Origin of the sequence: Cytobacillus sp. FSL H8-0458 (assembly GCF_038002165.1) — a bacterium.
GTDB lineage: Bacteria > Bacillota > Bacilli > Bacillales > Cytobacillaceae > Cytobacillus.
Map to the genome: position 1 here is coordinate 649,563 of NZ_JBBOBR010000001.1, position 16,036 is coordinate 665,598.

The 16,036-nt window shown below is 36.8% G+C and carries 17 protein-coding genes and 1 riboswitch; of the genes, 13 read left to right on the top strand and 4 right to left on the bottom strand.

All coding sequences use genetic code 11. From position 1 onward, the window contains the following. Position 1: 1 nt before the first annotated feature. Together NYE23_RS03285 and NYE23_RS03290 are read left to right on the top strand one after the other, a co-directional pair. Positions 2-1,513: a carboxypeptidase M32 gene (locus tag NYE23_RS03285; RefSeq protein ID WP_341075413.1), complete on the top strand. Its 1,512-nt coding sequence runs from the start codon at positions 2-4 to the stop codon at positions 1,511-1,513. 65 nt (positions 1,514-1,578) lie between these two features. Beyond that, on the top strand, positions 1,579-2,496 hold the full coding sequence (locus NYE23_RS03290) for a DMT family transporter (RefSeq protein WP_341075416.1): 918 nt from the start codon (positions 1,579-1,581) through the stop codon (positions 2,494-2,496). A 34-nt stretch (positions 2,497-2,530) separates the two neighbouring features. Here NYE23_RS03290 and NYE23_RS03295 read toward each other — a convergent pair whose 3' ends face one another. Genes NYE23_RS03295 through NYE23_RS03305 form a run of 3 tightly spaced genes read right to left on the bottom strand, consistent with a single transcriptional unit; the run spans position 2,531 to position 4,833 of the window. Continuing rightward, on the bottom strand, positions 2,531-4,186 hold the full coding sequence (locus NYE23_RS03295) for a b(o/a)3-type cytochrome-c oxidase subunit 1 (RefSeq protein WP_163141924.1): 1,656 nt from the start codon (positions 4,184-4,186) through the stop codon (positions 2,531-2,533). Beyond that, complete coding sequence (locus NYE23_RS03300) at positions 4,186-4,662, bottom strand: cytochrome c oxidase subunit II (protein ID WP_035333556.1); 477 nt, start codon at positions 4,660-4,662, stop codon at positions 4,186-4,188. Before NYE23_RS03300 ends, NYE23_RS03295 begins: the two co-directional genes overlap by 1 nt. Positions 4,663-4,683: 21 nt before the next feature. Further along, the gene (locus tag NYE23_RS03305) at positions 4,684-4,833 is read right to left on the bottom strand and encodes a hypothetical protein (protein ID WP_035333553.1); all 150 of its coding nucleotides are present in this window, start codon (positions 4,831-4,833) and stop codon (positions 4,684-4,686) included. Positions 4,834-5,193: 360 nt separating this feature from the next. After that, positions 5,194-5,295: riboswitch (purine riboswitch) on the top strand. A gap of 151 nt (positions 5,296-5,446) precedes the next feature. On the opposite strand from NYE23_RS03305, the gene NYE23_RS03310 reads away from it, so the two are divergent. The 4 genes from NYE23_RS03310 (at position 5,447) to NYE23_RS03325 (ending at position 8,686) form a co-directional block, all read left to right on the top strand. Beyond that, positions 5,447-6,049, top strand: coding sequence for a xanthine phosphoribosyltransferase (locus NYE23_RS03310; RefSeq protein ID WP_341075424.1), 603 nt, complete (start codon positions 5,447-5,449; stop codon positions 6,047-6,049). Further along, positions 6,046-7,356 carry a nucleobase:cation symporter-2 family protein gene (locus tag NYE23_RS03315; RefSeq protein ID WP_341075426.1) on the top strand — a complete coding sequence of 437 codons (1,311 nt, stop codon included), beginning with the start codon at positions 6,046-6,048 and terminating at the stop codon, positions 7,354-7,356. The genes NYE23_RS03310 and NYE23_RS03315 overlap by 4 nt, the downstream gene beginning before the upstream one ends. 146 nt (positions 7,357-7,502) lie before the next feature. Beyond that, positions 7,503-8,480, top strand: a complete 978-nt coding sequence (locus tag NYE23_RS03320; RefSeq protein ID WP_341075428.1) for a tyrosine-type recombinase/integrase — start codon at positions 7,503-7,505, stop codon at positions 8,478-8,480. A 5-nt stretch (positions 8,481-8,485) separates the two neighbouring features. Further along, entirely contained in the window at positions 8,486-8,686 is a 201-nt protein-coding gene (locus tag NYE23_RS03325) for a hypothetical protein (RefSeq protein ID WP_341075429.1), read from the top strand. A gap of 656 nt (positions 8,687-9,342) precedes the next feature. Here NYE23_RS03325 and NYE23_RS03330 read toward each other — a convergent pair. Continuing rightward, a complete protein-coding gene (locus NYE23_RS03330; protein ID WP_341075432.1) occupies positions 9,343-9,564 on the bottom strand; it encodes a helix-turn-helix domain-containing protein in 222 nt (73 codons plus the stop codon). Positions 9,565-9,726: 162 nt separating this feature from the next. On the opposite strand from NYE23_RS03330, the gene NYE23_RS03335 reads away from it, so the two are divergent. The 7 genes from NYE23_RS03335 to NYE23_RS03365 all read left to right on the top strand — a co-directional run bounded on the left by NYE23_RS03335 (position 9,727) and on the right by NYE23_RS03365 (position 15,932). After that, complete coding sequence (locus NYE23_RS03335; protein WP_341075434.1) at positions 9,727-9,972, top strand: hypothetical protein; 246 nt, start codon at positions 9,727-9,729, stop codon at positions 9,970-9,972. 124 nt (positions 9,973-10,096) lie between these two features. After that, on the top strand, positions 10,097-10,336 hold the full coding sequence (locus tag NYE23_RS03340) for a hypothetical protein (protein ID WP_341075436.1): 240 nt from the start codon (positions 10,097-10,099) through the stop codon (positions 10,334-10,336). A gap of 25 nt (positions 10,337-10,361) precedes the next feature. Further along, positions 10,362-10,622, top strand: coding sequence for a hypothetical protein (locus NYE23_RS03345; RefSeq protein ID WP_341075438.1), 261 nt, complete (start codon positions 10,362-10,364; stop codon positions 10,620-10,622). A 13-nt stretch (positions 10,623-10,635) separates the two neighbouring features. Beyond that, complete coding sequence (locus tag NYE23_RS03350; RefSeq protein WP_341075441.1) at positions 10,636-10,953, top strand: hypothetical protein; 318 nt, start codon at positions 10,636-10,638, stop codon at positions 10,951-10,953. 588 nt (positions 10,954-11,541) lie between these two features. Next, positions 11,542-11,724, top strand: a complete 183-nt coding sequence (locus NYE23_RS03355) for a hypothetical protein (protein WP_341075443.1) — start codon at positions 11,542-11,544, stop codon at positions 11,722-11,724. A 44-nt stretch (positions 11,725-11,768) separates the two neighbouring features. Beyond that, entirely contained in the window at positions 11,769-12,803 is a 1,035-nt protein-coding gene (locus NYE23_RS03360) for a hypothetical protein (protein ID WP_341075445.1), read from the top strand. Positions 12,804-13,121: 318 nt separating this feature from the next. Next, a complete protein-coding gene (locus NYE23_RS03365; RefSeq protein ID WP_341075446.1) occupies positions 13,122-15,932 on the top strand; it encodes a hypothetical protein in 2,811 nt (936 codons plus the stop codon). The last annotated feature ends 104 nt before the right edge of the window (positions 15,933-16,036 follow it).

Sequence of the window (16,036 nt, forward strand, 5' to 3'; positions counted from 1 at the left end):
TGTGGCAGAATCACTTAAACAGACAGAACAGCAATTCCTTGATTATGTCAAAAAAATGACGGCCTATAATGAAGCAATCGGGCTGATGTATTGGGATATGAGGACAGGCGCACCCAAGCAGGGAATGGAACAGCGCTCCGAAGTGATTGGAATGATTTCTTCAGAAGTTTTCAGGATGTCCACTTCTGAGGAAATGGCAGCATACATAGCGAAACTCACCGGCCGGGAAAATCTTTCTGAAGTAACTGTGAAAACACTGGAAGAATGTAAAAAGGATTATGACCGGAATAAGAAAATTCCTGCGGAGGAATACACCGAATATGTCATCCTGCAATCCAAGGCTGAGAGTATTTGGGAAGATGCAAAGGAAAGTTCAGATTTTGAAATGTTCCAGCCTTATTTGGAAAAGCTTGTTGAAATGAATAAAAGATTCATTTCTTATTGGGGATATGAAGGAAATAAATATAATACTCTGCTGGATATGTATGAACCTGGTGTCACCGTAGAAACGCTTGATCAGGTGTTTGGGCAGCTGAGGGAAAAAATTGTTCCTCTTGTCCAGCAGATTTCTGAATCACAGAATAAACCGGAAACCAGCTTTTTATATGAACATTTTGCCAAGGACAAACAGCGGGATTTCAGCCTTAAAGTTCTTGAACAAATGGGCTATAACTTTAAAGCGGGACGTCTCGATGAAACCGTTCATCCCTTTGCAACAGGTTTAAATCCCGGTGATGTCCGAGTAACCACCAAATATGATGAAACTGATTTCCGTACAGCTGTTTTTGGCACGATTCATGAAGGCGGGCATGCCCTTTATGAACAAAATATTTCTTCTGACCTGGTAGGAACTCCGCTATGCTCTGGTACATCTATGGGAATTCATGAATCACAGTCACTATTTTATGAAAACTTTGTTGGAAGACATCCTTCTTTCTGGAAAAAGAATTATGAACTTCTTAAAGAATATGCAAGCGGTCAATTTGATGCTGTCTCAATAGATTCTTTTTATCGTGCAATTAATGAATCAAAGCCATCTTTAATCCGTATTGAGGCAGATGAATTAACATACCCGCTTCATATCATCATCCGTTATGAAATTGAAAAAGGCTTGTTTAACGATGAAATTGAAGTTAAAGACCTTCCAGCGATCTGGAATGAAAAATATGAACAATACCTGGGAGTAAAGCCAGGGAATGACGGAGAAGGCGTTCTGCAGGATGTTCACTGGGCAGGGGGAAGCTTCGGTTATTTCCCTTCATATGCTTTGGGATACATGTATGCAGCACAGCTGAAAAACAGCATGTTAAAGGACCTGCCAAATTATGATGAATTGCTTGAAGAGGGTAATTTACTGCCGATCAAAGAATGGTTCACTAAGAATGTGCACCAGTTCGGCAAGATGAAAAAACCGCTTGAAATCCTAAATGATGTAACGGGAGAAGGCTTGAATTCCCAGCATTTAATTGATTATCTGTATGATAAGTACGGCAAGGTGTATCAGCTGAAATAAGTGTTTAAACATAATTTTAGTAAGGGGGTGGCCTCAGCCATCCTCTTACTTCATGGAGAGACATAATGAAGAAATTACTTCCATTTCTAATGATAGCGTTAGGAGCAAGTCTATGGGGCATTATTGCTGTATTTGTTAAAGGGCTCGGAGAATATGGATTCTCAGCTATGGAAATTGTGGCTGTAAGAGTGTTTTTTGCGGCCATATTTCTCGTTCTAATCGGAATGATGCGTTTCCGGAACTGTTTTAAACTGCAATCTGCCACTGACATCCGGTTTTTTGCTGGAACCGGGATACTGAGCATCGTCTTTTTTAATTATTGTTATTTCACAGCAATGAACCAAATCAGCATTTCATTGGCAGTCGTTCTGCTTTACACCGCTCCTGCATTTGTGACTGTATTATCCTACCTGTTTTTAAAGGAGGGGATAAATCTAAGAAAGATTGCAGCTGTGGCAGGCACCATTGTGGGCTGCATTTTAGTTGCCGGATTATCAGCAGGCAGCAGTGACATTACTCTGCTTGGAATTTTGACGGGATTAGGTGCCGGGTTCGGGTATGCGCTTTATACCATCTTCGGGAAATTTGCGTTAAGAAAGTATCATCCTTTTACAGTTACGCTTTATACATTCCTGGTTGCTTCGGTATTTCTGATCCCGGTAACAAAGCTATGGACAAAAGCTTCAGTTTTTTTGAACGCTGAAGTTTTGTTTCTTAGTATGGGTTTAGGGTTTGTGCCTACGGTTCTCGCCTATTTTGTTTACACATGGGGATTGGAAAAAACAGATGGAAGCAAAGCAGCTGTGATCGCTACAGTCGAACCAGTTGTGGCTATGCTTTTAGGAGTGACACTTTACGGGGAAAATCTTGGTGCAATCCAGATTGCCGGTGCTTTGCTGATACTCAGTTCGGTTATTATTGTGAATCTGCCTGCAAGAAAGAAAAATACGGGACTGACAGCTGAGAGCAAGTTAGAACATTAAAACACTCCGGTCCAATTTAGACCGGAGTGTTTTTTTACCATAACTTATATCCCTTGGCCCCTGGGGGTGCATTTTGAATTAAATCGATAAATGGAATGGTGTAGGCAAATAGAATAAGAACAACAGTAATTCCGAGCCAAAGCTTCCAGTTTTCGAATACCATCGGTGCTTTTTCGGCTTCTTCAGCCGCTTCTCCGACAGGGAACTCCTGCTCGCCCTTTGGTGCGAAGAATGCAAGGTTGATAAAGATATAGATCATTAATATAATGCCAATAAAGAGAATAGAACCGCCAATTGCCTGTGCAACCTGGTATGGAATCCATTCTGCTGCTTGTGCTGCTCCGCCATATTCAGAATATGATGAACGTCGCGGTGCTCCAAGCAGACCGACAGCATGCATGGCACCAGACATGAATGTCATTCCGATTGACCAGATAACTGCCTGGATGATCCCTAATTTATTCATTGCTTTGGTTAATGTTCTTCCAGTCAGATGAGGAATAAGCCAGTAGGAAACTCCAAAGAATGTAAGTACTACAGAAGTTGCCACTGTTAAGTGAAAGTGACCGGTTACCCAAATCGTGTTATGAACTACCTGGTTCATCTGGTGGGAGGCGTTGACGATCCCGCCTGCACCCGCAGGGATAAAGGCTACCATCCCAATAAAAGGAACGACAAATCGCGCATCTCCCCATGGAAGCTTCTTCACCCAGCCGAATAACCCTGTAGCCCCTTTAGAACGGCCAAAGCTTTCGAAAGTAGCAAATAAAGAAAATGCAGTCATTAAAGATGGGATGACAACAAGGAATGTTAAGATAACCTGCAGGAATTTCCATGCCGGATCAATTCCCGGCTCCATTAATTGATGGTGAAATCCGACAGGGATTGAGAACAGCAGGAATAATATAAAAGACAAACGTGCCAATGAATCAGAGAAAATTTTTCCGCCGATAACTTTTGGAATGACAACATACCACGCCATATAAGCCGGCAATAGCCAGAAGTATACAAGCGGATGTCCGAAATACCAGAATAGAGTTCGGCTGACGCCGATATTTACGGTTTCTACAAATCCTAATGACCATGGAAGAAGCTGGAAAAGAACGGTAGATGCTACACCGATTGTTGCCACAATCCACATCATTGTATTGACCAATGACATGAAGGTTAATAACGGACTCGGCTGGCCAGGATTTTTCCTGCGCCATTCTGCATACTTCATAATGATTGCTGCCCCGTCAATCCAGCTTCCCACTATGACAAGTGTTAAACCGATATAGTACAATGCATGTGCCTGAAGAGGAGCATAGAAGGTATAAAGAACTGTAGCCTCATTCAGCAGGATCATAACAGCTGCAAGAACAGTTCCCGCTGTCATCAGCCAAAAACCGATCCAGCCGGTAATGCGCTGTTTATTTGTAAGGGTCCCTGATGTTTTGCTTGTTGCAGCTAACTGGAAGCCCATTATAAAAAAAGTAGTAAGTACAAGTCCCAATACAACACCGTGAACCGTGAGGATCTGGTAATACCCGATGCCTGCCGGGAGCTCGAATTTACCGGAGCGGACCAAAGTCTGCAATAATCCGGCTAGGCCGCCTATTGCTAAAGCTGTAAAGGCAACGAAAAAGTGAGCCATTGCCAATTTTGCGTCGCGAGGGTCAACTTTTAATTTTGCTGAAGGATTAAACATTATTCCACCACCTTAATTTTAGACGACATCATGTGGTGACCAACACCGCAATATTCATTACATACAATTAAGTATTCGCCTGTTTTATCAAATGTTGTCACATGTTCACTGATATAGCCGGGTTCAAGCATCATGTTGATATTCGATCCCGCAACTTCAAAACCGTGGACGACGTCTTTGGTTGTAGCGATAATTTTCACTTTAGCCCCATATGGAACCTCTACTTCAGCTGGGCTGTAGGAAAACGCAGATGCTACATATACCAATTCGTAATCCCAATCTTTTCCTTCTACCTTTTTCAATCCAGGCTCATTAAATGGAACGGTAGTATCGACCTTTTCAGGGTCAATGGTTGCCAAACAGCTTGGAGGCTGATTGCCCAGGTAAAATGCGCTGACCCCCAGTACTGTCAGAAAAACAAGCAGCGATCCGATTCCAAAAATGAGCCAGGCTTTTTCAAACTTATGCATATGCATGGCTTTTTCCCCTTTCTAACTTTAAAAGCGGCTGATAAATAATAGATAAACGCCTACCCATGTAATAATCAGGAAGAATCCTAATAAGAAAACGGAAGCTAACGTTCCCTTTAAGGAAGAGCTATCCTCTATTTCAGTTTTTGTTTTGCGGCTGAGTTCCGTTTTCGCCATTTTCCTTCACTCCTTTCGAAAATTGGAAAAAGTAAATGATTACACTTTCATAATACAAAACATTTAGGAAGATTCTAGATGCTTTTGGTGAGTTCACAAATTGTTCATTCGTAACTTAAACACTATGATAATGGTGAAAAATTGATATTTAAGTGATTTAAATCACAAAACTCATGTGTAAATTGTGAAATAAATGTGAAGGTTTACATTTGGCTTCAAAAGAGGGACTAATTATTGAAAAAAATCATACTGAAGATGATAAACTGTTCAATTTACGAACGATTATAGAAAAAATATTATTTTAGTTCGCTTTTGTGTGAAGGTTTTTGTTGAAGTATCAGGAAATGATGTTATAATGTTAATAAATTAATAACATTCACTCATATAATCGCGAGGATATGGCTCGCAAGTTTCTACCGGGTTACCGTAAATAATCCGACTATGAGTGAGCAATGACCAGGACGTTTTTTTGGCATCCTCGTTTGCCTGCAGCTTAACTCCCAGCCTGAAGGCCATTGCTTCACTCATTTTTATGCTGTGAATGCGATGGGCCTCAGGCTTTTTTATATGGCTCAGAATAATGAAGGCTTTCTAACACAGAGGAGGATGCAAAATGGATATGCTTATTGAAAAAATAAAAAGCGAAGGAATTGTTTTATCGCCTTCAGTCTTAAAGGTGGATTCATTTCTGAATCACCAAATAGACCCTCAGCTTATGCAAGAAGTCGGAAGAGAATTTGCAGATAGATTCTCAAGAAGCGGTATTACAAAAATATTGACTATTGAATCTTCGGGGATTGCTCCAGCTGTAATGGCGGGGCTTCATCTGAATGTCCCGGTTGTATTTGCGAGAAAAAGAAAATCTCTCACTCTGGTAAATGACCTGATTACAGCTTCTGTCTATTCTTTTACTAAAGAAGAAACAAGTGAAATTTCTGTTTCAAAGAAATATCTTGCAGAAGAGGATAATCTTCTGATCATTGATGACTTTCTAGCCAATGGACAGGCTGCATTAGGTCTTGCGGAAATAGCCCAAAAAGCGGGGTCAGCAGTTGCGGGGATAGGAATTGTTATTGAAAAAGGCTTTCAAAAGGGCGGACAGCAACTGAGAGAGAATGGATTCCGGGTCGAATCTTTAGCGATTATTGACTCTCTTGAAAATGGAGTAATCAGCTTTGAAAAAACAACTGAGAAATTGGGGGAATTGATCCGATGAATCGTAATCCATTAAAAATTGCTTCACTCGGAATTCAGCATGTCCTTGCAATGTATGCAGGCGCGGTCATTGTCCCATTGATCGTAGGAGGGGCACTGGGCTTAACAGGGGAGCAGCTCACCTATCTTGTTTCAATTGATATCCTTATGTGCGGAATTGCAACACTGCTTCAAGTATGGCGCAGCAGATTTTTTGGTATTGGCCTTCCGGTCGTTCTTGGCTGCACATTTACGGCTGTTGGACCAATGATTGCGATTGGCGGTCAGTATGGAATACCAGCAATCTATGGTTCTATACTGGTTTCTGGTATTTTTGTGGTGGCTGTTTCAAAGTATTTTGGAAAACTGGTGAAATTTTTCCCGCCTGTTGTTACAGGGTCAGTAGTTACAATTATCGGAATTACGTTAATTCCAGTTGCCATGAATAATATGGCCGGCGGGCAGGGAAGCCCGGATTTTGGTTCGATGACAAACATAGCATTGGCTTTTGGAACTTTGCTGTTCATCATTATACTCTTCCGTTTCTTTACTGGCTTTATCAGAGCGATTTCCATTTTACTGGGATTGGCTGCAGGAACCATAACATCCTATTTTATGGGCATGGTTGATTTCTCGGCTGTTGGAGACGCTTCCTGGTTCCATATGCCCTCACCTTTCTATTTTGGCATGCCGACATTTGAGGTGACAGCTATCCTGACAATGATTCTAGTAGCAATGGTCAGTTTAGTTGAATCTACAGGCGTATACTTTGCCCTGGGTGATATCTGTGAAGAAAAACTGGAACAAAAAGATCTGTCAAATGGTTATCGTGCCGAAGGGCTTGCCATTATCCTTGGTGCAGTCTTTAATGCTTTTCCCTATACAACCTATTCTCAAAACGTCGGGCTTCTTCAGCTGTCAGGCGTAAAAACAAAGAATGTTATATATACAGCAGGTGCTTTCCTTGTACTGCTTGGGCTGGTTCCGAAAATCGGCGCATTGACCACGATCATTCCAACTCCGGTATTAGGAGGCGCAATGGTTGCCATGTTCGGTATGGTAGTCGCCTATGGAATAAAAATGCTCAGCAAAGTGGAATTCTCTTCTCAGGAAAATTTATTGATCATCGCCTGCTCTGTCGGGATGGGACTGGGTGTAACAGCTGTTCCTGAACTATTTGCGCAAATGCCTTCGAGTGTGCGGATCCTGACTGATAACGGGATAGTGGCAGGCAGTGTGACCGCCATCCTTTTAAATATCGTTTTCAATGTTGTTAAAGGAAAAAAAGCAGTCCAGCGTGCTTCTCTTGCGGAGCAGAAGGCTTTATAATTAATAAAAAATATCCCACATATTTTGAGTGATAATATGTCGATACGTCATCATCATTTACTTATCTTAATTTATTAGATGAGTATTTGGAGGTGGCGTTTTTTCTTGTTATGAAACGAAGACGAGTTACATTAAGAGAAGTTGCAGTGGACGAAAACACATCTAATAATTACAGCTTAACATTTGACCAGGCTTTCGAATTCTTTGTATCTGCAAAAAGATCAGAAGGACTTCGAGAAAAAACATTAATAAGCTATGATGAGCATTTCAGGTTCTTTAAAAATTGGTTGACCAGTAGAAAACAAGAAATTGACAAAGCAGAACAACTAACTGCGATTATTGTACGTGAATATCTAAACTACATGAAACAAGACCACTTTAATTTTAAGACAAAAAGGTATGGTCTTGGGGATCAAACAGTTAACGGGCGATTGCGTTTCTTGAAGATATTTTACAACTTTCTGTATAAAGAGGATTTGGTTAACTCTAATCCAATCGAGTCAGTCAAATTTATAAAGATGGATGAACGACCTTTTGAACCTTTGACAGAGAAAGAGATGGAAAGATTGATGCGGATACCAAATATTAAACACTTTCCTCAATTTAGAGACTATGTGATTATGAATCTTTTATACGATACAGCTTTAAGAATACAAACAGCTATTAGTCTTAGAATTGATGATGTGGATATAAGGGGGAGGAGATTGGTTATTCCTGCAGACAAGATGAAAAGCAGGAAGACTAAGGTGATACCACTGTCAAATCATGTCCTTAAATTATTGATGGAGTTGATTTCCGAAAATAAAACTCATTTTGATAATGATTACTTGTTTTTGAATTGGTATGGTGAACAAATTGTAGAAGATACTTTTAGGAGAAATCTAAAGAGATATGTTGAGAAAGCAGGGATAACTAAATCATTTTCTTGCCATGATTTTCGCAGGCAGTCGATTACAGAAATGTTGAAGGCGGGTGCGTCTATTTTTGCTGTAATGGCCATAGCTGACCATCAATCCGTTGCTACTACTAAAAAATACGTCCATTTTGACCAAGAAACCATAAAGAATCAGCATGATTTATATAGCCCAGTTGTAAAAATGAGAGCAAAATTCAAAAGGAGATAATTACAATGAATACAGACAACTTAGAGAATATTGATGAAGCAGAATTAGAGGATATATTAACAGAAATTAGACAGTTATGTTACACCATCAAGCATAATCCGAAATTCAGATTTACTGATGACCAAAAGGAGCTTTGTACTTGGATCGATCAGATAACACAGGGAGAAAAACCAAATTTAGATTTTTATAAGAAGAATTTTAAGTAAACAAATTTGTAAACAAAAAAATAAGATCCGAGTTGCAGCTCGGATCTCGACGAATTATCAATCCCATAAACAAAAATATGGAACTATCCTTAAAATTGAATATGGAATTTCCCTGTCTTCATTTTACGAAAAAAAATTCGTATGTGCAAGGCTTAGTTTCTTATTGTCTTTTTTAGGGTTATTCCGAATGTGGTTGCCCATTAACACATTCTTAAATAAAACTGGTCAGGTTATGTCTTAACCGATGCAATAATTAAGACTAGGCAGGTTAATCAGTCCCTATTCTGAACCTGTTGAAAGGAGAAAGCTGCCTTTAAGTGCTGATCGAAGGAAGGGTAGAGCGTTTACGGACGCTGTAGGACAAGCCACAGAGGATTTAAGTTAATCCAAACTGTTAGGGATACTTGTTGCAGTAGGCTTGTTTAGAGGGGACTCTAGCGATTAATAGGGCATTACGACGGATACCTTAGCTTATGGCTATACCATCAAGTTTGAATCGTCTGCTACTTGCTAACGATTCTTTATTATTTGTTTCGTTAGTAGGTAGCCGATTTTTCACCCAAGCCGTTTTCCTTACTTAAACTGCCCATCAAGCCAAAAACCAAAAACAAAATCAAGTGAAAACACCATAAATATGCAAAAAAAATAACCACTGATTATTCAGTGGCTTTTTTATTATCTTCCTTAACATGGACTATTACGTCTTCAATTCTGCAATTAAGAACCGAGCATACATCATCAATTACTTTTAAAGATACCATTTCATCTTTACTTATCTTAGCAATTGTTGCTGAAGAAACATTTATAAGCTTTTGTAGATCAGTCTTGGATATCTTTCTCTGGTGTAATGTAGACATCAAAGGTGCATAAGAAATCATTCTCATTCTCCTTTTCTAAAGATTTCTTTACTATATTGTATCACATCTTTAAAAAAAATAAAAAAACTTTCAGAAATCCCTTGACGTTTTTGTTTAGCAAAGTATATACTATCTTTAGAAAGTTAAAGAAATATTCATAAATTAAAAGAAGGGAGGGTATATATGTCAAACAGTCCAATAGCTTCACACATATACGAGATATCTGACAATCAAACTTGTTACGCTGCTGTTGAATCCACCTATGTCAATCCAGTAGAAGGTAAAGGGGAAAAAGATGCTGTAAGTATTTACATGGGGCAAGTAGATATAAACGCTATTGATGCATTAATTAGCGTATCTACAATGGATGCAAGAAGTTTCGCTGAAGCAATTTTTGCCGTATGTGATCAAATTGAGAAGGGAGAGTGAACAAAATGGAACTTTTTTTAATCACATATCCAATTATCCTGTTTTTCGCAGGAGTTTACGTGGGGATGTCAAAGGCTGGTTACTTAGATAAAAACTAAATATTACATATCAGGGGGAAATAATTATGAAAACTATGATGATCGGTAAGGTTGAAATGGAAGTTGAAACATTAACAGGTCTGAAAACTTCAGAGTTTAAAAATAAATTTAATGAGTTCAATATTGTCGGAGCTAAGTTAACGGTAATTTTGTCTGATGGATCTGAATCAACCCTGAATGTGGGAGAACTTTTCTCTATGAATTTTCAATCATTTGAACCTGACACTGGGATTGAAATTTTTAATGATGATGAGCTTGCAGTCTAACTGAATCCTTAGGAGGTTTGTTTCAATGGCAAATACCGAGATATCCAGCCATCAAAAATACACCGATGGCATGATTAACACAAAAATTATGATATTGATGAGCGAGTTTATCTTGGATCATGAAATGGAACCAATATTTGTTCAATTTTTGAATGGTCTTTTAGATGAGGATAAGTGGTCTGATTTTGAATGTCAGATTAATTTTCTTATCAATGAATTCGACTTAAAGGAATCTGAGATTGAATGTGAAATGAAAAAATTAATTAAATTACCAGTTGTTAGCTAATGGAGGAGTATAAATGAATAGTGTATTAGAATTCCCTTCTGTGAAGCCACAGGAGACCGATACTGAGGGTTTGTTAATGTTTGTGAATCAAACTGTTCAGGATAACAAAGAATCAGTTATTCAAATGATTAAGGCTTTAAAACAACCTGATGTAACTTATCTTGTCGAGGCATTAACTTATAAGGTTATGAGTCTTGTATTGGCTTCAAAGAGCAAAGAGGACATTTTGGAGTATATTGCTGGAGGAACTTACTATAAATTAACTCAGCTACTTATTGAAGGTTTTCTTGCTGATCGGGATATTATAAGCAGCATACCAAAAAGAGCGTAAATAAAAAAATCTTCAATTATAAGAGTGCTAGCTGTGGAGGCTTTGGGCATTCTTATAATTGAAGATCTTATTAATATTGCTAGTATTCTATGGTCGCTATTATACATAGTCAATATTGCACAAGGGATTTATTTACAATTATTTATCCAAAAAGTATGGACTAAAATGAAATAATTCAATACAATAACTATAAATCGATAAATGACAAATAACCCTTCTTTTTTACTGTTCTCAGTAAGGAGGGTTGGCTTTTTATTTTCTTTTTCAGATACACCTGCTCTTTGACAAGTTAATATCTGCAAATCTCTTAATCACATTATAAGACTGGTTAGTATCAAAGTCAACAAAAACTGTACCTATAATTTTGTTATGTGGTCAATTCAGCCTTCCCTATCAGTTCCAATAAAACAAGTGTTTTAACTTAAATAAAAAATATCCGACCAATCACGGTCGGACAGCAAATATATTAATGGGGGTCTAGATTTGTGTACTGCATTTTGGCTGACTATAGTTTAACAAATTTATGTTAAAGGAATGTATCAGAAAAAATACAGAATGATTAAATTGAGGAAGGGAGGTGGATCAAAAATGAATTTATCACGCAGCGACTTTTTCTATTGCTATAACAAACATGTGTCTGATTATCTCTCAGCGCACGGGATACCATTCATCCATATTGGAATGGAGCCAAAAAGCCAACGTTTATACAGCTTATATTACATAAATGATCAATTGCAAGCAGTTTTGAATCAATACAAATTAAGCAAATAACATAATCCAAACAAATTCACATTGAAACAATCGGAGGTTAATAAATGGAAGAAGATTTAAAGACATTACTTCAGTACAGAGAAAAAGAATCAAAGATTTTTATGCCAAATGAAATATTTGATGATATCAAGAAACCGTTCATCCAAATGGCAGCTAATAAAAAAATTGAGCAATCTAATAATTTTATTAAAGTAGAAACTGTTAAGGGGATTAGGAAAAAGAGAGGACAAAATAAGGATGCAATTTCTAAGCATATTGCATTTGCGTATTCCTATTATTACTTAATCTCATGGTTATACAGAAATGCAAAATATGGAGAAATAAACATAACGATAGAGGACATAAAGAAAGTCTTAACATATGCAAGAAAAAGTCAGGAAGTTGACTACATAATAAAGAAAAACGGAATACTTGACGAAATTGGCTATACTGAAACAACTAATGATTATCCGATTGCTTGGGAATTTAAAGATCCAGAACTTGAATTCACTTTTTTTAGCGATATGGATAAAGATATTCAAAAGATGTTGATTAACCAGAAGGGGAGAAACTTCAAAATAAAGATTCCTATAAAACATTTGCACAGAGATTCAGAGTCTTATGAAGAAGGAATATTAGATGGCTTATTTTATGAACCACATAACTTTCACGTAGTTCCATTTGAAATTTTCTTATTCTGCATGGGTAAGAAAGAGGTAGGTGTTAGAGGATTTTATCTATACTGCTACTTAAAAAGAATGAATGAATATTACGGTGAAGGATATGATGTCTCAATTGAAAAGTTGTCTAAGGATATAGCGATACCTATAAGCACTCTGGAGAAAGACGTTGAGGCAATTAGATGTTATAGGATGGTAAATTGCATACATAATCAAGAGTATTTTGTGCCTGGACTTGAAGATGGTGAAAGAAAAGCTAACACATACATAACTAATGAGTACTTTGCATTTTCAGATATTAAATTACCTATTAAAAAGATACAGAGAATGAACCTTAATGATTACCGAATAATGAAGCAAGCAACTGAAGAAGCTCCTAATGTACAGCAAATTGATGATATGATGTGGGGATTATCCTAAAATATGTGAAATTAAAAACCATTGATTTTTAGTAAACATATAACACAGGGGCAGTTTATTTTTAAGTGTAATTTTATTACATAATTAATATTTAATAAATCTAAGTATAAATAATAAAAGTAAAATAACCTATCTATTTTCTAACTGTACTAAATATCCATGGTTTTAAAAAAAGTAATAATCACGAACAAACAGATCACAAATTGAGTGGTCAATTTTTATTATCTTAAATCAGAGAAAAGACGAAAGATTTATACATAACTTAATTTAAACGTACGTGTCTTAGAAATAATCTTATACAGAATAGGAGAATGTTAAATGAAACAATCAGCAATCTATATTCAATCACTTCAAGCGAGCGATATTTATAGTCACCAGTACAGAGGTAAAAATATTTCATCTGATTATGTAGGGGCTATTCCTTTCAGCTTAGAATCAATCAAGTTAAGGGAAGTGTTAAAAAGAAATAAGTTAAAAATTAAAAAGGTTAAGACGAGTGAAAAGCAAATTTCAGATGATGTAATTAATGTGAAATTTGAACAAAGTGTAGTGTCAGGAGATAAGCTTATCATCTTGCTGCAAAATAAGGTTAATCGTCTTGAAAAGAAACTTAAAGAAGATAAAGAGAAATTTGAATTGGATAAGAAGGATAAAAAAATTTCATCAAAGAAGATGAAGAATAAGCAAAGTAAGTTTGATAAAAGATTTGCATACATAGAAAATCTTAAAGCAATTATTAATAATACTGAAAATGAATTAGAGAATAACCGTCTTCATAAGAAGTGGCAAGAGGTTAAAGTTACTGAACTTAGAAAGCAGCTTTATGAAAATGGATTCACTATTAGAAATATAGATGAGAAATCCGGAGAAATTATAGACACTGATTATATTGTATACAAGCGAAGCAGTGCAAAATCTCGTGTAGGTGAGTGCTTATTCATCAATAAGAAAATCCATGAGGAAATGATCTGGTGGAGTAGAATGTATCTAGAGTTTGATGAAGATAAGAAAATGGATATGGCTTCGCTATTAGCGTATGAGAGTCTTGTTGGAAGTTCGATTGAAGATACTTTGACGATTGATACTTCACGGATTTTAATTGTAGAGGACATTGACAGCACTTTTGAGTGGAGGGCAAATGTAGTAAAGAAAAATGAAGATACAGGGTTTTTGGATAGCTTTCCTGTAGATAATGCAGAGGTAAAGAATAGTTTATTTGATGGAGAAGGATTGTTGCAGTCTGGTGATCAATACTTCTCAGAAGGTTATTCGATGAAACTGCTTAGAAATCACATGTTTAAAAGTGCTGTATTTGCTTGTGACATTAGGCAATTCCTTCAAGACAACTGTCCAAAGGGAATTCCATTTGATGAATGGGAAATCACTAACATGTTTAACCAGAAGATTAATGCAAAAGATGTTGATATGATTATCACTCCAAGTTCATTAAAAGCTTTGAAATTTAGTTATGTGTTTGAAGGTAAGGATGCGAAAGAGCAACAAAGGAAGATGTGGAATTACTGGAAGAAGCTTTGTAAAAAGGAAGGTAGTAGCTTCGGAGTGTGTAAGCATGAAAAAGCTTCTAAATTAGGTACAGATGATAATGGGAAGATTCTTCAGCAGACTTCTTATCAGATGTTGAACTCAATGCAGATGAAAAAGGCTGATGTGCTAAAACTGGCTGAATTTGAGAAACAATACATACAGGATTTAAAGAATGATAAAGACTTCTTTATCAATTACTTAAAGGAAAATGCAACTGAGCAAAATAGCCATGAGATGTTTGCTGCAGCATATGAAAGGAATAACGGCATCTTTGACACGAAGATATTTAGGGATTATAAAAAGAAAGAAATTCACAAATATGTGAAACATGTCAAGGGTGGAAAGCTTCGTTTAGTTGGCGACTACGCTGTAATGCTGGGTAATCCAATTGAATTGTTAAAACACTCCATTGGTAAGTTTGATGCAAGTGTAATGACACTGCAAGGGAATCAAGTCTATACAAAGTTACATGACTTTGGGAAGACTCTTGTAGGCTTTAGGAATCCACATACATCACAATCGAATGTACTTCAAGTGGTTAATACAGATAATGACTTAATCAAGAAGTACTTTAAGGATTTATCGCCTAACATTGTTATCGTTAATGCGTGGAATTTCCCAATTCAAGATATTTTGTCTGGTGCCGATTATGACTCTGATACCATTGTTTTATTCGAAAATGAGAAGCTAACAGAATTAAGTAATTATTGTTATGGAGCATACAACGTTTGTATTAACAAAGTATCCAGCAAACCGAAATTGTATAAGCTTAACAACTCATCCATGTATGAAATTGATGTGGCACTATCAGAAAGCCAAAAGAATATCGGTCAAACAGTTAACCAAGGGCAACTTTGTATGAGCCTTTACTGGGATCTGTTTTGGAAATCAGATGATAAGAACAACAGCAAATTGAAGCAATTACAGAAGTACTCAGATGTTATGACTGTTTTATCAGGCATTGCAATTGATATGGCTAAGAAGATGTATGATATTGACCTTGGAAATGAGATTAAGCATGTAGCAGAATCACTCTCATTGAAAACTGTTGAAGTGAAGGGTGGTAAAGTTGTAAAAGCAAAGCCTAACTTCTGGAAATATGTTGAGGACGAAAAAGAAGTGAAACGACAAAGAGACAAAGCAAAGAAGGAAGGAAAAGAGCATAAGAAAAAGACACTGACTCACTATAACACTCCAATGGACTTGTTAATTGAAGGTTTGTCGATTGAAAGGGCAGACGCTGGAGAGGATTTGATTGAGTTTAAGAAATTATTAGATCAGAAGAATATCACCAAGGGAGATAGACACCAAGAAGAAAATATTCTTAGATATGTTGAAGAAATGGTGGATAAGATTGGGGAAGTTAAATGTAAACTGAAGGATGAGCAAGAGCAAGAAAGTAAAATCAGTGACATTGTGAAATATTGTAATTTCTTCATTGAAAAGAAAACAGTTAAAGAAGATACAATGTATGCTATCCTAACTCACATGTTTAAAGATGACTTTCCTCATAAAGTCAAACTGCTAAATACCTTATATAGGACGCAAAGAGAAGTATTCCTAAACGCTTTCAAAAATAGATAAAAATTCATCAAAAAATACACACAATTGAAATTCAACAAGTCTAAGAACCTAGTAATATCAAGGTTTTTTAGGCTTGTTTTTGTGTGTTTTGAAGTTCCCTATAG